The sequence below is a fragment of the Bacillus sp. FSL L8-0654 genome, assembly GCF_038629965.1.
GTDB lineage: Bacteria > Bacillota > Bacilli > Bacillales > Bacillaceae > Bacillus > Bacillus safensis.
In genome coordinates, this window is the sequence record NZ_CP152026.1 from 2,307,652 (window position 1) to 2,328,308 (window position 20,657).

Here is a 20,657-nt window from a genome sequence, read left to right on the forward strand (position 1 = left end):
TTTGCCCTCCAAATTCAAAAAGTAATTATATGAATAGTCTCTGAATCAACAATCAATACTTCTTCAACAATAAAGTTAATAATGGCTTTTTTATCTTCCAGTTTCAAATTATCCGCATTGACTGAACTTAAATAATCAAGTGCCCTTTTCATAGCATTTTCTCCTGCAGCCGATCCTTCTGATTCCTTAATCTCTTTTTCAATTGTATCATGTTGGATCATAAGGTTATTTTGTTTCTTCTGTAGCTCAACAATCTGCGTTTTCACTTCTTCAATATCCAAGTCGTCTTCTTCACTAAGACTAATTAAAGTAATTAAACGCTGACGGCCTTTTTTCGCCTTCTCAATTTCTTTTTGAATCAACTCAAGCTCATCTGCTTTATGAGTGGCTTTTTCCTCTTCTTTATAGACTCTATACTTCTCTGGATTGGTGATGAATTTATAGATTTCATCCCATACGATTCTGTTCAGTTTATTTTCTGACATAGATTTACCGCAACCTCTATTTTTGGCTCCAGCATAATTCTTCCTACATTCATACACATAGAAATCTTCTCCATGTGATTTTCTCTTTTTTCCGGTCATCGTATTTCCACATTTTCCACAGCGCACTAGACCAGAAAGCAAATATGGATGAGTGCCATATTGCAATTGCTTCCTTCTGCTTTTACCAAGTAACTCTTGAGCATATTCCCATTGTTCGTCAGAAACAACCGAAGGAATTTCAGTAACATAGCGTTCCTCTTCAGGCCTCAGTTTCATTATTGCGGGACCACCAGCCTGCTTTGATACATAACTGCCTTCTGTATCATACTTATATTGCTCATACTTCCCTTTATAAGATGGATTCATAAGGATCTGCCGCACTACTTGTCTATGCCAGACTTTTGCTCCTCTTTTCGTTGGGATGCCTAGTTTTGTTAAATGCAACGCAATTCCATTTACTCGGTTGAAGAAGTGACTTGAATGATCCGTAAACAAATCAAAAATCATTCTTACAACTTTTGCTTCTTCTTCTATTATCTCAAGCGTTCTTTTCTCTTTATTCATTCTGTATCCTAATAAACTAGGATCCTTAATTATTATCCCTTTTTTAATTTTTTGAAGTCTACCTGTAGAAGTTCTCTCTTTAATTTTGGCCTTTTCAAATTCAGAAATGGCTCCTCTCATTGAAAAGAACAGCTGCCCTTCAGGTGAATCTGCATAATCCCCATTTACGAAGGTTAAGACTATTCCTTTTTTCCGTAATTCATCATCTATAATTAATTGATTCATTAGTTTCCGCGACAAACGATCAGGATCATAACAAATCAATTCAGTAATTAATCCTTTGCGCGCATCTTCTCTCAGACGGTTTAAAGCTGGCCTTTCTAATAATTCACCTGAGAAGCCTTCATCTGCATATTTCAGGACATTTGTGGTTCCTGCTTTCTTCACACATGCTTCAATCTGGCTGTCTATGCTCGACCCTTTTATCGCTTGCTCCTCGGTCGATACCCTCACGTAAATTGCTTTCACGATTAATCTCCTTCCTCCACCACTTAATCAAATAGTGATAACAATCATTAATACGTGCGTCAACATTCTGTCCTTCAATGATTTTGACCTTCATCTTAGATCACCTCATGACAGGTTATGCCGACATGGATTGTCCCTATTTCATAAAGAAAATGAGTTTACCAGTAGATATAAAAAAGACCTGACTGAATGTCAGCCAGGTTCATGAAGGGGTCAATCTTATTCTTATTATAATGAAATTGACACCGTTAATCAAACGTTTGTTCCCATTTTTTTAAAAATAAATGAAACCAACTAAAGTTTTAATCCGTATTTACACTACTAACAACTTAACGGGGGCTAGAGTATGAAAAACAATCCTTACAATGACATTTTAAAACCACATAGAAAATTTATAGAAAATACAAATAAAATAATGCAGCAGCAGCAAATGGTCCAATCTGCAATTGATGATTATAAAAGATATGAACACCAAATTAAAATAACCAAAAAATCAATGGAGGATTTCGCAAGATTGAAGCCTATAATTGATCAACACGAAAAGATAAAACAATCAATGCTGAATTGGACAAATTACATAACGATAAGAGATATAAATCTTGCAGAACTAAATGAAAAAATTCAATCTAACTTAAGAAACTTCAACTCAAACCCTATAATTTTAACAACTCAAGAGGAATCAGAAATAGATGGATTTTTAGAAGAATTACATTTTGAAAATGATGAAATTTCAACGGATGATCTAAACACAGTAATAGATGAAGCAGAAACTCTAAGTGAAAATGCTCAAAGCTATGTAAATGCATGGGTGAATTTTATAATTCTCATTTTTCTTTATTCTATGCCAGTAGTTAAGGATAACTTAAATATTAACTTTCAAGAATTTGTAACAGCTTTTGTAATGTTATTAGGAGAAAAAAAATCAGATAATGATTAAACACTAACGCTATTAACAAAAATAGAGTTCATGCTTTTTTAACTTATCTTCAAGTTTGCTCTAACTTCTCTTTCTTGACTATATCTTTAAATGCACCCTAAGGCTCCTTTAAATAACTGATTTTTGTACAAGGGGATATTCAAATTTTTTTCCAAAATTCTCCCTTTTTTGCATATTCAAGATCTCTAAGTTTTGATATAGTATTATCATACTTGGTTTAGAGGGTTATTCATTATTTTCATATATAGCACCTTTTGTTTTCTATAGTAAAGGCCAGTCTAAAATCAAGGGTACTTATAGAATATCTATTAATTAAATGAGGAGGAATTTTTATGGAGAAAAGACCAACTAACAGGCAAATGGAAATCCGACCAGATATGAGACCCGCTGAGAATGCAATGAACATACCAAGACACGAACAAAATTCAGCTGATAAACCGTCTCTAACAATGAAGCCACCGAAACCAAAGAAGAACTAATCTTCTTTGGTTTCACTTTTTTCAAGCATTAATGGTTTACAGCCTCCGCAACATCATCATTATTATATATAGTTACAACATAGCCTGTCTTAGTATCAACGAAAACATTTGATATTTTAACATCTTCGTTATCTTTTAAAAGTTTAGTATAATATTGTGTATTGCGAAGCAGCAGATTCCTCTCTAATTCAACAGGTCTGGAGACTTTTTCTATTTCCCCATATATTATTACTTCTGGATTATCAATTTTTCCAATTGATATAACTTGAGGATCATTGTTCAAAAAAGTCTCATTCCATACTGAACTGGTTCTAGAAAGCCCAGCTGTTCCACTTCTATTTCTAACCACGTTAACTAATTTAATCATCCACTTATAGACAAACTCCGAAACAGCCCAAGAGAATAGGAAACTGAAAATAACACTAAATGAAACAAAATAAACAAGAAACGCTAGATTATTTGATAATTCAAGAACATCACTTAAAGTACGAATAGATAGCCAAGAGTTATCTGCAATTTGGTGGTTTACAAATGTTGCTGTAAACTGATAAATCCCAAGAACGATCATACCGACAGGAAACCACAAAATAGCACTAATTGCTGCAATTTCAAAGTTTGAATGCTTACTTGTTGGATTTAGACCAAATAACTGTATCCAAAAATAACTTAACAAACCTGGTAAAGTGAAGATTAATACCGCTACAAAGTTCTCCATGTGTCCTCCTTATCCCTCAATCCCACTTCTGATTAAAACTTAGACACTACTTTTTTGTTGATCAATATACATTTTTACTTAGTAATCCTTCCTTTAACAATCCAAGCGACTTATTACAGAAGGTATATAATATTAAATGAGTTCATATAAAAAACCTCACACGAAGTGAGGTACACAACTAGAGAGATTAAACCATCGCTAAATCTGTTTTTCTTTCATCGAGTTCTTGTGTATCAAGAGCCCTCTGTTTTCCAACATTCAGCAAATGGTGGTATCTTATCCTTGCTACACGGCGTTGTGAAATAGTCAAATTTTCGTTGCACATTTCATTTAACCACGTTTCCAACAATCTCCGCTCTTCTTTCGTAACAAGAACCTTCATAAGTCTCCCCCTCCTTATCAATGCACATATCAATTTTACCAAATATACTCATTTTTAGCTAGGAGTTTCTCTACTCGAACTTACCTGTTTACTTTCTCTAAGCTCTTTTATAACTGCTGTCTTCTGCTCTTCAGGTTCACTAAAATCTGTTTCCTCTATTTCTTTGAACTCAATGACATCATTCTTATTTTGCTCTCGTTCAGATTTACCTTGCATTTTTTGAAGATATGTAAATCCTCCATAACCTGCTAATAAAGATGACGTCATAAGTGCAGGCATACTAGTTGTTCCTGAAGCCATGACAGCTGAATATGCAATTATTCCAGTACCAACTCCAACGAGCATGTCTCCAAGAAACCCAAGTTCTAAAGTAATTGCACCCTGCCTTAAATTATTCTTGAGACGTAACCCAATTAAAAACAAAAGAAAATCAATTATAATCAAGGGAAGTTTAATTAGATTCTTTTTCCATTCCCCATTTTCATACTTTAGATTACACTCGTAAAAAAAGTACACTACTGGCAATGAAATTACCCCGTTTAGTTTAAAATGTCCTATTAGGGAACCTATTAAACTACAAATTAAAGAGACTAGTAGCTTTTCTAGATCTTCATCTCCAATAAATAATAAATTTTCCAGACCCACTTCCACCCATCCTTTTTTCTATTTTACAAGGATAATATTAACACAAAAGGTTTATTTTAACTATTAATTATAAATGCACTTCCTAAATCTTTCTCTACAGTTAGAAAGCAAGAATAAGAAATGCAAATCTCCATCCAAATAAAAACAAACATTCTGTTGAAATCTTTCTGGTGTTGATGATATAATTCCACCCTTCTTTTAGTTCTTTTTCAACAGCTTGTACATGTTGTAACACTGCTCTAATCTTTTTAACGGATTTGAGCTTCCCAAAACTCACAAGCGCACTTAAGCATTGTTGTGTTATACCAAGTATCTCTTCGACTTCTGCTGTCGTTATAAACTAAATTTTTTCGTTTTCTTTCATAATCGCTTTTCTCTCCACATCACAATTAATCCTTTTAATAAGATAAAAATAACGGCTATTTCTATGTTTATTTTCCAATTATTTGGAAATTAATAGGGGTGGTGTTCAAATTAAATAAGGAGGTAAATCGATGAAACAAGAAGAGTTTATTGAAATAGCTGGAGGAACTTTCAAAAATAATGAGTACTATGATGCTTGGGGTAAAAAAGACAAATACGAAAATTTTTGGGCATTCTTTGAAAGTGATTATAAATATGTAAAAGCAATCTATAGTGGCTTGGACATAAATTCTTTAAGACAAATGAAATTACATAGCATAGAACATATTTTTCCAAAGGGCACACTAAAAAATTATTTAAAACTAAGAAATGAAAAAGAAGACATTATTAAAGGGGCAACTACCAATCCTCTTAACTTTGCAGCAGAACATAGAGAGGTAAATAAAGAAAGAGGACACTTACCCTTTGAAATAGAAAACGATAAAATTATTAGACAAATTAGGTTAACTCCTCCAGCTTACTATACTGATTGGGGAAGAGATCATGAAAATGAATGGATAGTACCCACAATTAGTAGAGGAAATGTTGCTCGAACAATGTTGTATATGTCTTTAACATACAAGGTTCGCGACCTTTTTCAAGAGCACTTAAACACTTACATCTATTGGGCAAAGAGCGACCCATTAACACACTGGGAAATTGAATTTAACCAATGGGCATATGAAAAACACAAAATTAAAAATCCATTTTGTGATGATTCAACGGAAATGGTCAAATTATTAGACGATGCAGAGCTTTTTCAAAACCTTTTGTTTGAAAACAGGATAACTAATTAAAAAACGTCCCTTCTCAATAATGTAGGGGTTTCTCTGGATAAACTAAGTGAATAAAATTCTAAAAGCAGTAGAACAATTTAGAAGATAAAATTTCAAGGAGGAATTTTTTATGCCTGCAGATAATTATGGAGTTTTAAAGGGTAATGTAATGTTAGGAGGAAAAATATGAAGAATTTCCGCACTGTCCCCCCAGCTCCGGAAGTAATCACATATTTAACAAATGAGTACAATAAAAAATGGAAAGGATTAGGTTTTACCTATCGGCAATTTCTTGCTTCACGTGGTTACTCCAATCCAGCACACAATATTATTGGCATGGATGATCATACTTTAGGCTCTATTCATAAACACGATTTTCAAAGAATATCTATTCCACGGGTACCGATAACTGGAGATTTGAACGTTTTTGTCTTATTAGTTGATTTCCCAGACTTAGAAGGCAAATTACCAAAGGGGCATTATGAAGATCTACTATTCTCAAAAGGTTCCTATCCTACCGGAAGCATGTCCGACTATTACAATGAAGTTAGCAAAGAAAAGGTTACTGTTAAGGGGGAAGTTCATGGATGGTTTAGAATGCCTGAAAAGTATTCATACTATACTAATGGTAAATCTGGACTATATGAAAATTACCCTCGAGATGCAAGAAAATTAGCAGAAGATGCTGTAAAAACTGCTCTTGAACATGGGACTAGCTTCAATTCAAAACTTGACAATTTTAAGGATGGTACTATAACTGCATTATTTATTGTTCATGCAGGCCAAGGTGCTGAAAAATTAAATCCTAACATTAGTGGTAACCATATTTGGTCACACAAATGGCAAATGAAAAATCCTCAGTTAGTGGCACCGGGGCTTACTGCAGTCACATATTTAATGGTACCTCAGGATGCCTTATTAGGCGTATGCGCACACGAATTAGGTCATTTAGCTTTTCAATGGGATGATTTTTATGACCCTAATTATGATTCGGATGGAGATTATTGGGACGGTAATGGTATTTGGGACTTAATGGCGAGTGGTTCTTATGCAGGGAGAGAATTATGTCCTGTTCATCCAGCTGGACTTCATAAATTACAGCATGGATGGGTTAAAGTAAAAGAAATTAATAAAAGTGAAGAAGGATTAACTCTAGAACCAATTACTCGATCAGGTGGTGAGATATTGAAAATTAAAGGTCCTGGCTATACCAAGGATCAATACTTACTACTTGAAAATAGAATCAAGGAGAATTTCGACAGTTATATACCAGGGGAAGGCTTATTGGTGTGGAGAATTGATGAAGCATTCGGGAATGAAAAAAGCGCTTCCCCAGGAATGCTTTTAATTCAAGCAGATGGGAATAACAATCTAAGCAATCCTCGAGATGGAAATAGCGGTGATGCCAGCGATCCATTTCCTGGATCAAGTAACATCTCATCAATTTCAGATACTGGAAATATATCAACTTCTTTTTCTGATATACCATCTGGAGTATCATTAAAGAACATTTTGTTTAATCGAGAGACTAAACAGATAAAGCTTGATGTGATTATTAAATAATATAAGATCCCCCCATTATTTTGTTAACAGAAATCATGATGATTTACTCTTTATGGAAACTATTTTAAATCTTTACTCCTTTTAGTAAATATAAAACATAAACAAAAAAGCCCCTATCCATTAAGGACAGGGGTTTGTTCATGTGCTTTCATTTTCTTTATACATAATCCTATAGTTTTGTTGGATTTCAGTCTGTAAATTCGGTATTTTTTTCGTGTTTATTTAAAAAATTGAGATAAATACTATGTTTGAGAAAGGAGGGATGAGATTGTCTACCACACACACTTTGATTACAGCGGATCCTCTAATACTTCCTGCTGGTGCTACTGATTATCTTACGATTCAAGCTCCACAAGACGGCGACAGAACACCTTTTTGGTTTTGGGGTTTTGATATTCCTGCCAATAAGAAAGTATTTTTCTTAGGCCAAGATTTATCAGGAACACAGACACTCAAACTTAAATTTTATAACTCAGAAACCGTAGAAGTTAAAATAACAGGATATATTATTCGATAGGTTTAAAAAAGGAGGGCGGATTATTTCAGCCCCCCTTTTTTAATTTATTACTGCCTCAAGTTTCGCTTTTGTCTTCGGCCCGTAAATGCCATCAGCAGAAAGCCCGTGCATGAGCTGGAACCGCTTGACCGCATCTGCCGTTTTTGGTCCGTAATAGCCATCAACCCCGTTGTTTTTTGCGCCTTTGTCGGGGTAGTAATATACAGCAGCCAGAGCTTCTTGCAATGCTTTTACTCCCGCACCCTTTGTCAAAGGTTTGGTTACTTTGATAATGCCAGATGGTAAGTTAAACGACTTTTTAGACGTGCTTTTCTTTGGCTTGGATGACGTATTTTTGACAGGTGTCGCTTTCGTCGGCTTTGCTGTTGCCTTTTTTCCTGTGTGAGCAATCGCAATACCGGCTTGGAAGCTGTCCCAACGATTCAACAACTTGCGAGGACAATTTTTTCCGCTCCATCTCTTATGAGGCACAACGTTTGCCAATGGAATGCCTTGTTCTGTCATCAGCTTCCGAATGAGCCATTGAGCATTTTCAACCGCTTTTTCAAAATTGCCGTCTGCGTTTTCACAAATCTCAATTCCAATTGACTTCATGTTTCCGGTTCCTCGTCCATCTCCTGCATGCCATCCGTTTTCTTTTAACGGCAGATGTTGATAAATGACTTTATCATCCACAGTAAAGTGCCAGCTCACCGCTGTACTAGATCGTTTAACAAAACTAGCGTGATTAGCTGCATCTGCTCCTTTTTTAGTATTAGCGGTGTTATGAACCGTAATATACAAAGGCTTCATATAGTTGCCTGGTCTGTTGCGGTTACCCTTTGGAATAAAATCTTTAATGATTTTTACCACGTTCATCGTCTCCTTTTCGGTATATTAAAAAGAGCCACCTCATGGCAGCTCCTTACTTCGCTAATCCTTTTTGTTTTAGGACTTCTTTCTGTAACTTTCCTTTATCGGTCACATAGTTGTTTTTGAACCATGCGACAAGGGTTGTCACTAAAGTAAAGATCATTGAGAAGGCAAGGTACAATGTTTCAGATAATGATGTGATTTGATCTTCTTCAATCGGTAAAACTGGTTTACCAAAAAGAATTAAAGTTTGGTTGATCAATGCCATAAAAAGAAGCACTGTGCGAATGACAGTGCCTTTGTCGAATGTTTTCATGATAATTCCTCCTATTTTAAATTTCGTTCAATTTTATCGAGCTTGTCGATCACAACGTCATATTTCTCACTAAACTTTGCTAACACATCATTTTGCGCTTCGATTTGTTCATTGAGCTTGTTTTCACGCTCTTTAGTTGTATTGAGGACATAAAACAGTACCCAGCAAAACAACACCGCAAATGGTCCTTGTGTCATCAAATATTGAGCCAAATCCATTTCCACCATACTCACCTACCTCACTTTGTCCACCCCCTTAAAGAAGGCAAAATAAAAAGCCTTTCTACTAGGCTTCTGACGTTTCTTTATATACTTCACCAGTTATTTCTTTGTATTGATCATGTGTAACATATTCCTCCTGAACGCCCTCTTCTAGATCTTCAATTGAACAATCCTTGAACGACATTGCTTGTTTAACCATTGCAGTTGTGGCCCATTTATAAAATAAAGCTAACACCCAAAAATTAAGATTCATCTGTAAACCCTCCCTTCAATTTAAGGATGTCTATTCGCATTTCTGCAAGCTGCTGCCCTAACATTGCATTTACTCTTTCTGCCTGTTGACGAGCGATTTTTTCTTTCGCTAACTGTTCACCAATAAGAAGTAATTGCTTTTCGACTTGGGTCATAGGTTGTTCATTATCTAATTTCAGATACTTTTGCCAAGCAGCATCCAACTCTTCAGCCGAAGGCTCAGGTTCTTCTAAGAGCCATGTATCTATGAATTGTCCCTCTCCATCATCCCGAACCGAATAATCCTTACCTAGTTCCGCATTCGGGTATAAATATTTGATTGCTAGTGCCTTATTCATCATATCCCTCCTATCTCAATTGAGACATCGTTACATAAGCAGTGTTTATTGATATTTTTTTGTTTGTCCCTCTAGGTGTGATGTAGAAAGTTACCTTATCGCCAGCTTTAAATTTTTGTAATAAATAAAGCACGCACGTACTTGAAGCTGTTGTAGGATTCCAGTTTCCAAACCTCTGGTATTCACTTCCATTGACATAACAAGCTAAGATATTATCTGATCCGACTGTAATATTATTGCTAGTGACATAAAGCCTGATTAGATATAGTCCGTTATTTTTTAAAGTAATCTCAGAACGTGTTCGATTGTACTCGGCTAGGTCGTCCGCTCGTGTCGCCCCAAAAACAAGCTTTGTTGCGACATTTTCAGCGGCTGAAACAGATGAATTATCTTGATCATAAGTATCAACAAAAGTGCTCTTTACCATATCCTCAACTGTTAAAACTTGTTTCCATGTGATAGATATATGGCTAGAATTATAGTAGAAGTAATACGCATTACCTGACGTATCTACCGCAAAACCAGTTCCGATATTGTTTTGGCCAACAGTCTGTATTCCTCTCAAATAGGCATTGCTGGGTGCTGGGGAATCTTCTACACCAGGGGATGCAATGAAAGTACAGGTCCCTTTGTCTTTTATTGCATCATAAATATTTTTGTCAGCTGGAACAGATATCAAGTATTTGCCGTCATCAGCTGTGATCTTATAAAGCTGCGATTCATTCCATTTCTTCTTCTCTGCTGCAGATGCATGCGGCTGAGTATCGCCAATATGTTCTATGATCTGATCTAAGAGTCCAGAGTCATTTTCAAGCAACACATTAACCATGTCATTGAACAGATCCGCATGAGCCTTGTCACTTGTTTCAAACACTTTAGGAGATTTAATATCCATCGATGAGCACTCCTTTCCTAGTAAATATCATCAATCTCAAAGATGAATTCAATGTCACCGTCTTTTTGCTTGTCTGTCATGGTACGGATGGCCGTAAACTTTCCATCTTCATCAACAAGAGCTAATTCGTTGATGACTTCTCCAGCAAGCTCCCCTTCAGCGATGGTGCACGTGTACCGGATCTTCGCCGGCTCCATGAATTCATATGAATCAATTTCTTTTTGAACAAGCTCACTCTTTAATTCTTGTTCTGTTCCATCCAGAGAGATTGGCTTTCCGTCCTTAGTTCCACCATTCCCAAAAGCCATCTTAACCACTTTTGTGAGCTTTGTTCCTTCTGCTCTAGCCTTCGCCATTTGTTGGCGAGCATAAAGCGTTGTAACGGTTAATTGATCAGCCATTATGATCCTCCTTTATAAATCTATTAGTTTGGACGTGGCAGCTAGATATTTTGAACCGTCTAGCGGTACCGATCCATCAAGCGTCCAATATTTCTGCTTAATGATTACACTTCCGCTCTGATCATTTGATACATGAGCAGCCATGCGGAATGTCATTTTCTTTTTTTCTTTCAGTACATTTTTGAAACTTGATCGAAGTGTAAGAGCCGCTTGTTGATTCGTTTCGTGTTTGGCTCCAACCATGACATATCTTGTCCGTCCAAGAACTTTCATTTCTTTTTTGAGCTTCATCGCCAGCTTTAAAGATTGCCTGAAGCGTACTGGAATATCTGTTGAATTGCGCGATCCGCTTAAATAAAAAGTGCCATTAAGTAAAAACTCCCCATTAAGCAGGATTGGGATGTGATCAAAAAAGCCCACTCTGCTGCGCAGTGTGAGCCTGTTATGATAGTCTTTAATTTCTTTTACATCTGTATGATGAACGCTTGTGAATTTGTAAGCCAAATGAGCCGGTTTGAGATTTTCCAGCGTTTCAACGATGTATCTTGTGTTTTGCAGATCATCCAGATTCACCCGTAAAGAGAAATGATAGCGGCCTGTCGTTAGACGAACCACTGCGCTAGGGTTCTTCAAGAACCGGTTGACTGCCCTCTCTAAAGAAGCATAAGTGATCGGTGGAATGTTGGACATGAGATTCAATATACGTGCCCTGCGCAGCTCAATAGAATCACCTGATTCACGCTGCACCTTCAGCATCCTTTCCCATCGATTCAGCCCCCACGTGGCAGTGAGCGGAAACAGTTGATCAGTCATATCAAAAATAGAATCGTCTAGCATTTCCATCTCAGGAGCTTCGGATTTCATGAGCTCATCAAAATCTGTGATCTCCGTTAGATAGGAAGGTAAATAGGCTTTCATATCATCATACTTGCTCATTGACGATCACCTGCCCTAAACGCGGAATCTCAATGTCTTGAAGTGGTAAGTTTTTTGCCTCACCGTTAATCAATACATCCGCATAATCAGACACACTATCAGCATGATACAAAATGTCGTTGATCGCTGACATTCTGATCACATTTTCTTCAAAAGCAAGTGATTTAAGAAGCGCTTTGACCTTCTCTTCAATCTCCTCTTGTGCATCTTCAATGGAGTAATCCATTTTAAGCTCCACAGATACGGACACCTCTACATCTTTCCATTTGGCACTCTCGATGGTTGCGGTAGCTCCAATCGGTGCTTGGCCTTCCCCTTCGCCCGGAACTGGATCAATGTACTCCTGCACCTTATTGACAAGCAGATCCGTCGACACATCAAAATTCCCGTCAGTGATGACAACTTTTACTGTGCCTTCACCATTCCAAAGAGGAAATACCTTTGCCCTGCCGACTCCTTCTACTTCTTCAGCCCATTTTTTATAGTGCGCTTTGTTGGCGCTGACAGCTTCCCGCCTTGCCCTCATCAAGTACCGCTCATAAAGAGCTTCATCATCTTCTTCCTCTTGCCCCGGTATCTTCAATTCTCCAAAAATGACAGACTCTAATCCTGGTATGTTATCGAGCGATAGGAGCGGCAGCTCTGCAAAATTACCATTGCCTACAGCACCAGTGGTTTCACACTTCAGCGTGCCGTCAGATTGATATTGAAAATATAGACTGTCAATGTAGAACCTTGAGCCAATTGGTATTCTGATACCTTCAGGTGCGACTTCAACGGACCATACAGCACTTGTGGCCGCTTTACGAGTGATCCCCACTTCAGCAGCTCGTCTATCTAAAAATTCTCCCTGCGCTGTATCCGCAAAGACAAGATCGAATACCTGATCAAGCCATATATAAGATTGAGCAAGTTCCGCAGCTGCAGGAGCCAGCGCATTCCATATAACGCTGTTTTCACGTTTATCAATATCATCGGGTATACGTTCCAACATGCGTTCCATGATGGCTTCATACGATTGTTCTTCAAACATCTTCGCCAATCACCTCCTCGATCTCCAAGGTTCCCTCATCTGTCACCACTTCAAATATCACCTTAAAGGCTGCCCCCTCTTTAGTGATCTCAAAATCTTGAACACTTTCGATTCTCTCATCAACAAGAAGTGCTTCTTCAATGAGCCGCGGGATCTCCATCTCCTTGTATTCGTCCGTTGATTCTTCATCAGACACAGCTTCTTGAACCTCACATCCTACATCATGGCTATAAACGGCATGTGAATATCGTTCCGTTCGCAAAGCCATATAGACAAATTGGCGAATGGCATCGAGACCATTAATCTTTTCATTGGTTAAACGGCCAGACTCAAAGTCGATTCGGTAGGTGGTCGAAGGTTCAACAATATCCTCTTCATCCTCCTCGAAATCTTCAATTTCTTCTTCTGGAGAGAGTGCCATCATGAACCACCTCCTACTACTTTATCTAAGATGTAAAACATCTGACCGCCTGTCATCGCAAGGACCATGACACTATCGCCTTCTTCGAGTGCATCATCTTCCCCTTCGTCCAATCGAGCTGGCCAGATAAGAAGTTCTTCAGGAATGATGAGTTTGTCATTTTCGTTGAGCCTAACACTAAGAGGAGAAACAGATACAACATCACCGAGTATCAATTCCATTGGCGATTGTGCATCAACAGCATCGACGGCCAATCGCTTAATTGCATCACTTAGTTTCATGACTGATTCTCCGTTGGAATTGTGTTCTTTTCAACGACATCGATCGTCATGGTGTGTTTGGTTCCTTTAAATTCATGACTGTCTTGATCGATCCAGTACGTTTTTTTGATGCCGATATCAGGGATGATGATGCGTACTGGCATACCGCTTTGTAATCCAGGAATACCTAGAGCTTGAATACTTTTGAGTTCTTTTTTCACGCCCTTTTTCTGTGAGAGACGAACATCAGCCCTCTTTTGCAGCTGTGCTTTGTTGATCTCTCCTGACACTCTTTCCACGTGCTGAAGAATTCCATATTTGCTTCTTGCAGAACTATCATTCGCCACAGCCAGCATCTCAATCTCTTTCTTTTGAGTGACAGTTTTCGGCTTCGTGGTTTTAGTCGTTTTTTTATCTTTCTCTTTGTCCTTATCAGTTGACTTCGATTTCTTTTTTTCCTTCTTTAAAACTTTAATTTTTTCCACATGTGTCGCTCTCATCTTCACACGTGTGGCCGTTTCCTCAATCGAGGTGCTGTACTGATAATCAATGAGATTCACGCCTGATTCAATGACCCATACTTCGGACGGATCAGGCCATGCTCTAAGCCCCATCTTTCCTTTAGCAGAATAGATTTGATAGTTACGTCCTGTTTGCTTTTTTGTTTCCCTGAGTGCCTGCAAGATAATGTCATATAGGCTTGTATCGTTTTTGAATACAAGTGATTTAATGACATGGCCAGTGTTAGCGATCGACGTCATCGGGATCTGAAAATCTTGACCAAGCCGTTTCATTATCTGATCAGCTCTCTTATTGGAAAAGACATAGACATCCTGGTTCTTCACCAAATACTGAAGCATGTCGTAAGCAGTAAAAGTGAGCTTTTCATTCTTCGGCGTTCTTGCAAAGACTGTACCTCGAAAGAGTTCTTTTCCTTTCCACTTGAAAAGAACCGTGTCACCCTCTTTGATGCTGTAATATTTTTGTGAACCCTGTTTAGTCACGATAGTTGCTTGTATAGATCGGGGAGCTTGATACCTTTGACCACGAAGCGTGACGCTCTCTGTCACAAGCTCATACATGGTCCCGCTCCGCACTGCAAAGAGTTCTATCAATCGGATCACCCCTATTGTGGTATTTTTAATTTTTGACCAGGGAAAATCCAATGCCCTGGTTGTCTAATATTGCGTCTACTCCGCTTGATCATCGCAGCTTTATTCGCATTCCAAATGCGGCGCCACTTTGTGCTGTCACCATAGAAACGACCAGAAATATCCCACAAGGTATCACCCTTTTTAACGGTGTACACTTTTGGTGCACCTTTTGAGCTGCGTTTTTTGCTGCTCTTTTTGGCTTTCCGTTTGATTTTTCTAGGTGATGCGGTTTTGTATTCTTTGAGTTGCAAAGTAAACTCTCGATCACCAACATCATAAGTACCTTCATTGTGGTTAAAGCTTTCTATGCTGCATTGGATATTGATTTTGGTTCCTGTGACAATAAAGCGTACAGGCTTTTTTGACTTCATGAATCGCTCTATTTTGGCAATCGCATTCTCTGGTGATGGAATACTTTTATATTCAGCGATCGGTGTATACTTCTTGGGAAAAAAGGCTGTAAATGAAATTTGGCGAGCCCCTGGTACATCCAAGAATGTGAGCTCACCAAATTTTGATACTTTGATAGATTCATTTTGTACGTTGTTATTCAGTTCTAATTTCTCAGGAAGAACAGGGAATCGTAATTTGTCCTTCCCTTGCGAAATCCACATTTGATATTTTGATTTAGCCATCGATCACGACTCCCTTCGTTCCTGTGTTGATTTCATTCTCTAACTCATCAATGAGCATCTGTTTGATCTTCTCTGCAAGGCCTTCTGCGTCTTGGCCATTATGATAATGCTGCTCACCATTAAAATTAATGATGATCTGTTTTGATCCACCAGAAGCAGACGGTGCATTTGCTGTGCCAGCTGTTACTGTTTGCACCTGACCTTGTGAAAGTTCAGATGGTGTAGCGGTGGCCGGATCATAAACATCCATTCCAAGTGCCTGTGCAGCTTGCGCCAACAAGTAGCGGCCACGAATCCCACGCTCTTCAGGAATAATCCATTCACGCTTGTTTCCTTCACCGACTCTAGCTATCTGTTCCTGAGTAATCAATCCACCGTTTGCATACCCCTTATATGGTCCACCGTTTCTGATACTTCTCAATCCAGGAGTATTGTACACATTCCCATATCTGCCTTTGATGTAGTTGATAGCAGCTGCAGCATTATGGATTGGGTTCCAGATGTCGTTCATGCCGTTGACTTTATTAGAGTTAAAGGTCGGATCAATGGTCTGCATTAATCCTTTAGACGGCGTTCCTCTCTTGGCGTTTGAATCCCATAGGTTGATCGCTTTCGGGTTTCCACGTGACTCATTCTGCGCGATCGTCATCAAACCAGGTAGCCAGCTCATCGATGTGCCGGTTGCCATTAAAGCAGCCATCAGCCACTGTTGAACACTCAGGTTAGATGCACCCATACCACTAAATGCAGCGATTAAGGAACCAGCTTGATTCTCTGCGAATTTCTTCACGTCAACTGAATCAAGACCTTTGACGACTCCGATCGATGCGAATTTCCCTAGACTCATCATGACACGTGAAGGAGAATGAATGTCTAGCTCTTCCCTAAACGCCTGTTCTACCTTCTTGGCCATGTCCTTGGCTGCTTGTGTGACTTCACTTCCTTTTGACCTCATACCGCTGTTAAATGCGTCAATTAGTCCAGCTCCCCAGGTAGGAGACTCTTGGCGAGCGGATAAGAAAGGTTGTCTTACATTTTGATCTAAGAATTGACCCGTGCCAGTTGGAGTCATGTTTTGACCTGAGGCAAAGCCGGTGACAGTTTGTGCCCCATACTGCGGAGTCGCTGCCTGAATTTGAGTAAATGGCTGCTTGATATTAGCTTGTTTCCACTGTTCAAGTGAAACGACTTTGCTGTTTAACCCTTTTTCAAAGTCAGTGCTAAACTGTTCCCCGTATTTTGATGCGTTGGCCGCGTCTCCAATTGATATCGATCCACTTGCAGAAGTGGAAACTGATGAAGCAGCAGCCGGTCTCATTGGAGACGATGAGCTTGCTGGAGAGGTTGGTGATGCACCGCTTGGCATAACAGACATTCCAAGGTGAGAAGCAGCCTGAGCAAGTAGCATCTTCCCTCGCCCTTTGTTGTTTTCAGTCGGGATGACAAACTCTTTTCCCGCTTCTCCGATCCATGAAAGTGTTGGTTTTGTGATATATCCACCAGTGGCGTTATTTGCTGCTTTCTCTTTCTTTTTCAGTCCTGTTTTTTCTTCTCCTTTTTTCTCAAAGATATGAAATGCCTTCCCACTAAATTCTTTAACTTTACCGACAACATTTCCAACAATGTCAAATAAGCCTTTCCATGTGCTTGTTAACTTTTCTGCATGATCTTTTAACGGGTTGAAAACATATTTTTCAAACCATCCACTTACTGTTTCCCATATACCCTTGATCGTTTTCCATGCTTCATCAAATTTTTCCCACACGAAGGTAATCGCTGGCTCCGCATACTTTTTATATGGTTGCCACACATACTCATCAAACCAAGTTGCGAGCACCACCCACGATGTTTTAATCCAATTCCACGTGCTTTTAAACAGGTTCCAAATAAACATGATAGCTGGCAATCCAACATTGATGAAAGGCTGCCATACGAAGGTATCAAACCATACCGCAAATGTGCCCCAGACAAACTGAATCCAATTCCAGAATTCGGTCAACTTAGTCCACACCCACCCAATGGCTTCAATTGCCACTGATCCAAATGGTTCCCAGACGTAAGTCATGAACCATGCCGAGAAAACGGACCAGGTGATTTGTATCCATTCCCATAATTCGGTGATCTTGTTCCAGACAAGAGTGATCGCAGCAACCGCAACTTGTCCATACGGAGTCCATACATTGTCCATGAACCATGTTGATGCAGCTCCCCATACGGAACTAATCACTTCCCACGCAACGACAAAAACACCAACTACAAAGTTGATGATTGGTACTGCAAAGTTATAAATAGGGAGCCACACGTTATTCATAAACCAAGAGGAAAGCTGACCCCATTTCTCAGTGATCCATGTCCATGTGTCACTGAAGAACGTTGTAATAGGTGTTAGAACATTATCATTGAACCAACCGGAAACAGTGCTCCATGTTTCTTTAATCCATTGGACTGCATTTTCTGCACCTTTGACAATCTCATCCCATTTCTTTTGGATGGTTCCGTTATCGAACATCTTTCCTATCCAATTGCCGAGATCACCGCCAAAGATGCTGCCTAATACTCCACCGATCGCTGTTCCAATTCCAGGCGCGATCAATGTACCTAGTGCAGCTCCACCGATACCGCCACCTAGATTCCCGACAAATCCACCGATCTTCTCGCCTTTATTGTCATTATTCATGCCTAGCAGTTCTGTACCTGCTATTGCTGTACCGAGAATAGGGATACGTTTTCCGATGCTCTTTGCACCTTTACCGACTTTACCTAACAATCCACCGCCACGCCCTTGGTTTGGCGTTGTTGGTCGTACCGGCTCACCTCTATTGATCCAAGGCTGACGATATTCAGGAGTTCGTGGGTTCCTCGGCGGTCGCCCTGCTCCTCCAGCTCCACCGATTACACCACCGCTCGTTCCTGCTCCCATCCCGCCTCTTAAACCTTTGCCCCATTTATAGACAGCAAAGGCTCCAGAAAGAATGGATTTGAGCGGCTTTAACAACGTGGCCACTTTCCCCAGGAATGCAAGCGCAAACGCATTGGCAATCAAAGCACCAGCAATTGATCCTTCTCCAGTAAGAGCATTCAAGTTGATCTCACCGATCTTCTTGGTGATACGAATTCCCAATTGCGCTGGATCAAGAGCTTCTAAAAATGATTCTATGAATATCCTTCCTGCTTTGGCTCCTGCATCGGTAAAACTATCTTCGGATGATTTGTCATCAATACCAAGTAGACCATTGATCACACCGTTTATGATGCCACCATATGTCTTCCCGACATTCTCGGCCATCTTAAAAAGACCTGGTTTCCCAGTCTTCTCCCACCATTCGCCGAATACGTCTTTGGTATTATCCAAGACGAGCTTCCACCGAGTTTCAAAGTCCATTTTTCTGTATTTTTCTAGCTGTTCAAAGTGTTTCTGCAATTTGGGGTTATCCTTAAATTTCACTTTGAGCTCTTTCATTTGCTTCTTGGAGAGTTTTTCTCCAGGGAACAAAATTTTGAACTGATCACCAATAAATCCGAAAACACTCTTTGTCGGATTCAGGAAGCTGTTAGCAAATTTCTTGCCTGCCTTTTCAGCTTTGTTTGATAGGTCAGTGAGTACAAAAGAATATTCCCCACGCCACGTTCTAAATGCTTCAAGAGCGGGTTGGAACGCAGCTGCAAGTCCTTTACCCCAAGGCATAAGGATGCTGTTATTGATGAATGATTTAACACCTAAGAACAAGTTGGCAAGGTTGTCCGACATTTTGATCATCATGTCGTTGTATTTGCCAAACTCTTTTGTTACTTCCGGCCACGTTTTATTTATATCTTTTCCGCTCTTTGCAAGTTTTTCAAGCTTACCCCTGGCATCACCAGAGATCGCCCCCATTTCTTGCAAAGCTGCCGTTGCGTCACCGATAGGACGCCCCGATTTAATGCCGTCATATAAACGCCCCATCCATAGCGCAACTTCTGAGAACGGCCGCTGAACACCTGCAGCAACATCCCCGACTAGCTTCATGCCTTCAGTCGTAGAAAGAGCATTGCCTGTAAATACTTGAAGGACACGACTTGACTCGAAAATCTCATCACGAGTAAATGGCGTTTGACCAGCAAAGGCCGTCAGCTCGTCCAGACGTGCATCTGCTTTTCCTCTGCTGCCGAGCAGTGTTTCAAAAGCTGTGGTCATGTTTTGTCGATCCGCAACCATTTTGAGCGGCACAACAATACCGCCTGTTGCACCGGCACCGACTCCAAGCAAACCAAGTGTACTGGTGACAGCAGAAACGATCCCTCTCAATGGTTTTGTGATAAGATCAAGAACCTTAATTGTGGTTGTGTAAGTCCGCCCCAAATGGGTATTCGCAAATGAGACAGCTCCACGTACTGGAGCCGTAAAACGATCGATCGCATTGATCGCTACCCTGTATTCAGTACCGAGGGTATTCCGAGTATAAGACGCTATACGGCTTACCGTGCGCCGGACCATATCAACGGCTCTAATGGTATAGCTGTAGCCCCGACCAAGCTGACGTGCTGCATATGAAGCAATACGTCTGATTCCTGCGGTTGCCCGATCATGGACCGTTATGGCAAACCGTTCTACTTTGCCAAATTTCCGATCGATGTAACGACGCAGCCGAACAAGACCTGGTGTTGCCTGATCTTTAATACGCATCAACACGCTATGAGTACGCGGCATCTTACGTTGTATAAAACCGTTGAACTTTCTCAATGCTTTTGTGGCCAGATCATTTACATCAAGCGTCAGCTGATAAGTTCGAGCAAGGTCACGCAATATGAAACGCTGAACACGTTTTAATGCAATTGTCGCATTGTCCCTTATTCTTAAAGTGATTGGCCGCTCTGATCTGCGGCGCAATCTATCAAGGCGTTCCATATCTCCCCTGATCAAACGCAATTTACGCGTGATCCGGTCTTGTAAATCAAACCGCGCTGTTAAACGAGCCATGTCTTATCCTCCTTTCTTTGATTCTTTTTCTAATACTTCGAGTTTGTGGGCTA

The 20,657-nt window shown here is 39.6% G+C and carries 23 protein-coding genes; 4 read left to right on the forward strand and 19 right to left on the reverse strand.

What is annotated here, in order from left to right; translation table 11 throughout:
- Positions 1–14 precede the first annotated feature (14 nt).
- Together MHH65_RS11820 and MHH65_RS11825 are read right to left on the reverse strand one after the other, a co-directional pair.
- Positions 15–1,517: a recombinase family protein gene (locus tag MHH65_RS11820; RefSeq protein WP_342497838.1), complete on the reverse strand. Its 1,503-nt coding sequence runs from the start codon at positions 1,515–1,517 to the stop codon at positions 15–17.
- Positions 1,444–1,611 (reverse strand): hypothetical protein, encoded by a 168-nt coding sequence (locus MHH65_RS11825; RefSeq protein WP_186319931.1) that lies wholly within the window; start codon positions 1,609–1,611, stop codon positions 1,444–1,446. The genes MHH65_RS11820 and MHH65_RS11825 overlap by 74 nt, the downstream gene beginning before the upstream one ends.
- A gap of 252 nt (positions 1,612–1,863) precedes the next feature.
- On the opposite strand from MHH65_RS11825, the gene MHH65_RS11830 reads away from it, so the two are divergent.
- On the forward strand, positions 1,864–2,454 hold the full coding sequence (locus MHH65_RS11830; protein WP_340959396.1) for a hypothetical protein: 591 nt from the start codon (positions 1,864–1,866) through the stop codon (positions 2,452–2,454).
- 507 nt (positions 2,455–2,961) lie between these two features.
- On the opposite strand, the gene MHH65_RS11835 is transcribed toward MHH65_RS11830, so the two are convergent.
- The 3 genes from MHH65_RS11835 to MHH65_RS11845 form a co-directional block, all read right to left on the reverse strand.
- Positions 2,962–3,648, reverse strand: a complete 687-nt coding sequence (locus tag MHH65_RS11835) for a hypothetical protein (RefSeq protein WP_106071846.1) — start codon at positions 3,646–3,648, stop codon at positions 2,962–2,964.
- A gap of 187 nt (positions 3,649–3,835) precedes the next feature.
- The gene (locus MHH65_RS11840; protein WP_135009268.1) at positions 3,836–4,030 is read right to left on the reverse strand and encodes a hypothetical protein; all 195 of its coding nucleotides are present in this window, start codon (positions 4,028–4,030) and stop codon (positions 3,836–3,838) included.
- A gap of 54 nt (positions 4,031–4,084) precedes the next feature.
- On the reverse strand, positions 4,085–4,675 hold the full coding sequence (locus MHH65_RS11845; RefSeq protein ID WP_342497839.1) for a hypothetical protein: 591 nt from the start codon (positions 4,673–4,675) through the stop codon (positions 4,085–4,087).
- 494 nt (positions 4,676–5,169) lie between these two features.
- On the opposite strand from MHH65_RS11845, the gene MHH65_RS11850 reads away from it, so the two are divergent.
- From MHH65_RS11850 to MHH65_RS11860, 3 genes are all read left to right on the forward strand, one after another.
- The gene (locus MHH65_RS11850; RefSeq protein WP_342497840.1) at positions 5,170–5,874 is read left to right on the forward strand and encodes an endonuclease; all 705 of its coding nucleotides are present in this window, start codon (positions 5,170–5,172) and stop codon (positions 5,872–5,874) included.
- 165 nt (positions 5,875–6,039) lie between these two features.
- Complete coding sequence (locus MHH65_RS11855) at positions 6,040–7,416, forward strand: M6 family metalloprotease domain-containing protein (protein WP_180309164.1); 1,377 nt, start codon at positions 6,040–6,042, stop codon at positions 7,414–7,416.
- A gap of 268 nt (positions 7,417–7,684) precedes the next feature.
- Positions 7,685–7,933: a hypothetical protein gene (locus MHH65_RS11860; RefSeq protein ID WP_342497841.1), complete on the forward strand. Its 249-nt coding sequence runs from the start codon at positions 7,685–7,687 to the stop codon at positions 7,931–7,933.
- Between the two features lie 39 nt (positions 7,934–7,972).
- Here MHH65_RS11860 and MHH65_RS11865 read toward each other — a convergent pair whose 3' ends face one another.
- The 14 genes from MHH65_RS11865 to MHH65_RS11930 all read right to left on the reverse strand — a co-directional run bounded on the left by MHH65_RS11865 (position 7,973) and on the right by MHH65_RS11930 (position 20,604).
- Positions 7,973–8,785: an N-acetylmuramoyl-L-alanine amidase gene (locus MHH65_RS11865; protein WP_340959389.1), complete on the reverse strand. Its 813-nt coding sequence runs from the start codon at positions 8,783–8,785 to the stop codon at positions 7,973–7,975.
- A gap of 52 nt (positions 8,786–8,837) precedes the next feature.
- The gene (locus MHH65_RS11870; RefSeq protein WP_340959387.1) at positions 8,838–9,101 is read right to left on the reverse strand and encodes a phage holin; all 264 of its coding nucleotides are present in this window, start codon (positions 9,099–9,101) and stop codon (positions 8,838–8,840) included.
- Positions 9,102–9,112: 11 nt separating this feature from the next.
- Entirely contained in the window at positions 9,113–9,325 is a 213-nt protein-coding gene (locus MHH65_RS11875) for a BhlA/UviB family holin-like peptide (protein ID WP_034620157.1), read from the reverse strand.
- Positions 9,326–9,386: 61 nt separating this feature from the next.
- Complete coding sequence (locus MHH65_RS11880) at positions 9,387–9,575, reverse strand: XkdX family protein (protein WP_191098110.1); 189 nt, start codon at positions 9,573–9,575, stop codon at positions 9,387–9,389.
- The gene (locus MHH65_RS11885) at positions 9,565–9,912 is read right to left on the reverse strand and encodes an XkdW family protein (protein WP_340959386.1); all 348 of its coding nucleotides are present in this window, start codon (positions 9,910–9,912) and stop codon (positions 9,565–9,567) included. Before MHH65_RS11885 ends, MHH65_RS11880 begins: the two co-directional genes overlap by 11 nt.
- A gap of 10 nt (positions 9,913–9,922) precedes the next feature.
- Positions 9,923–10,807, reverse strand: coding sequence for a hypothetical protein (locus MHH65_RS11890; RefSeq protein ID WP_340959385.1), 885 nt, complete (start codon positions 10,805–10,807; stop codon positions 9,923–9,925).
- A gap of 17 nt (positions 10,808–10,824) precedes the next feature.
- On the reverse strand, positions 10,825–11,208 hold the full coding sequence (locus MHH65_RS11895; RefSeq protein ID WP_008361274.1) for a phage tail protein: 384 nt from the start codon (positions 11,206–11,208) through the stop codon (positions 10,825–10,827).
- A gap of 12 nt (positions 11,209–11,220) precedes the next feature.
- Positions 11,221–12,144 (reverse strand): YmfQ family protein, encoded by a 924-nt coding sequence (locus MHH65_RS11900; RefSeq protein ID WP_340959383.1) that lies wholly within the window; start codon positions 12,142–12,144, stop codon positions 11,221–11,223.
- Positions 12,131–13,177, reverse strand: a complete 1,047-nt coding sequence (locus MHH65_RS11905) for a baseplate J/gp47 family protein (protein ID WP_340959382.1) — start codon at positions 13,175–13,177, stop codon at positions 12,131–12,133. The genes MHH65_RS11900 and MHH65_RS11905 overlap by 14 nt, the downstream gene beginning before the upstream one ends.
- Positions 13,170–13,598: a DUF2634 domain-containing protein gene (locus MHH65_RS11910; RefSeq protein ID WP_041506904.1), complete on the reverse strand. Its 429-nt coding sequence runs from the start codon at positions 13,596–13,598 to the stop codon at positions 13,170–13,172. Before MHH65_RS11910 ends, MHH65_RS11905 begins: the two co-directional genes overlap by 8 nt.
- Positions 13,598–13,879 (reverse strand): DUF2577 family protein, encoded by a 282-nt coding sequence (locus MHH65_RS11915; protein ID WP_203144010.1) that lies wholly within the window; start codon positions 13,877–13,879, stop codon positions 13,598–13,600. The genes MHH65_RS11910 and MHH65_RS11915 overlap by 1 nt, the downstream gene beginning before the upstream one ends.
- A complete protein-coding gene (locus MHH65_RS11920) occupies positions 13,876–14,973 on the reverse strand; it encodes a phage portal protein (RefSeq protein ID WP_342497842.1) in 1,098 nt (365 codons plus the stop codon). Before MHH65_RS11920 ends, MHH65_RS11915 begins: the two co-directional genes overlap by 4 nt.
- Before the next feature lie 11 nt (positions 14,974–14,984).
- Complete coding sequence (locus MHH65_RS11925; protein ID WP_340959376.1) at positions 14,985–15,647, reverse strand: LysM peptidoglycan-binding domain-containing protein; 663 nt, start codon at positions 15,645–15,647, stop codon at positions 14,985–14,987.
- Positions 15,640–20,604 carry a transglycosylase SLT domain-containing protein gene (locus MHH65_RS11930; protein ID WP_342497843.1) on the reverse strand — a complete coding sequence of 1,655 codons (4,965 nt, stop codon included), beginning with the start codon at positions 20,602–20,604 and terminating at the stop codon, positions 15,640–15,642. The genes MHH65_RS11925 and MHH65_RS11930 overlap by 8 nt, the downstream gene beginning before the upstream one ends.
- Positions 20,605–20,657: the final 53 nt, after the last annotated feature.

Bases quoted from the DNA above. Each gene is read 5' to 3' on its own strand.
- MHH65_RS11880 (WP_191098110.1), bottom strand. From the start codon at position 9,575: ATGAATCTTAATTTTTGGGTGTTAGCTTTATTTTATAAATGGGCCACA.
- MHH65_RS11870 (WP_340959387.1), bottom strand. From the start codon at position 9,101: ATGAAAACATTCGACAAAGGCACTGTCATTCGCACAGTGCTTCTTTTT.
- MHH65_RS11915 (WP_203144010.1), bottom strand. From the start codon at position 13,879: ATGAAACTAAGTGATGCAATTAAGCGATTGGCCGTCGATGCTGTTGAT.
- MHH65_RS11910 (WP_041506904.1), bottom strand. From the start codon at position 13,598: ATGGCACTCTCTCCAGAAGAAGAAATTGAAGATTTCGAGGAGGATGAA.
- MHH65_RS11850 (WP_342497840.1), top strand. From the start codon at position 5,170: ATGAAACAAGAAGAGTTTATTGAAATAGCTGGAGGAACTTTCAAAAAT.
- MHH65_RS11885 (WP_340959386.1), bottom strand. From the start codon at position 9,912: ATGAATAAGGCACTAGCAATCAAATATTTATACCCGAATGCGGAACTA.
- MHH65_RS11890 (WP_340959385.1), bottom strand. From the start codon at position 10,807: ATGGATATTAAATCTCCTAAAGTGTTTGAAACAAGTGACAAGGCTCAT.
- MHH65_RS11830 (WP_340959396.1), top strand. From the start codon at position 1,864: ATGAAAAACAATCCTTACAATGACATTTTAAAACCACATAGAAAATTT.
- MHH65_RS11835 (WP_106071846.1), bottom strand. From the start codon at position 3,648: ATGGAGAACTTTGTAGCGGTATTAATCTTCACTTTACCAGGTTTGTTA.
- MHH65_RS11930 (WP_342497843.1), bottom strand. From the start codon at position 20,604: ATGGCTCGTTTAACAGCGCGGTTTGATTTACAAGACCGGATCACGCGT.
- MHH65_RS11825 (WP_186319931.1), bottom strand. From the start codon at position 1,611: ATGAAGGTCAAAATCATTGAAGGACAGAATGTTGACGCACGTATTAAT.
- MHH65_RS11905 (WP_340959382.1), bottom strand. From the start codon at position 13,177: ATGTTTGAAGAACAATCGTATGAAGCCATCATGGAACGCATGTTGGAA.
- MHH65_RS11925 (WP_340959376.1), bottom strand. From the start codon at position 15,647: ATGGCTAAATCAAAATATCAAATGTGGATTTCGCAAGGGAAGGACAAA.
- MHH65_RS11855 (WP_180309164.1), top strand. From the start codon at position 6,040: ATGAAGAATTTCCGCACTGTCCCCCCAGCTCCGGAAGTAATCACATAT.
- MHH65_RS11895 (WP_008361274.1), bottom strand. From the start codon at position 11,208: ATGGCTGATCAATTAACCGTTACAACGCTTTATGCTCGCCAACAAATG.
- MHH65_RS11900 (WP_340959383.1), bottom strand. From the start codon at position 12,144: ATGAGCAAGTATGATGATATGAAAGCCTATTTACCTTCCTATCTAACG.
- MHH65_RS11840 (WP_135009268.1), bottom strand. From the start codon at position 4,030: ATGAAGGTTCTTGTTACGAAAGAAGAGCGGAGATTGTTGGAAACGTGG.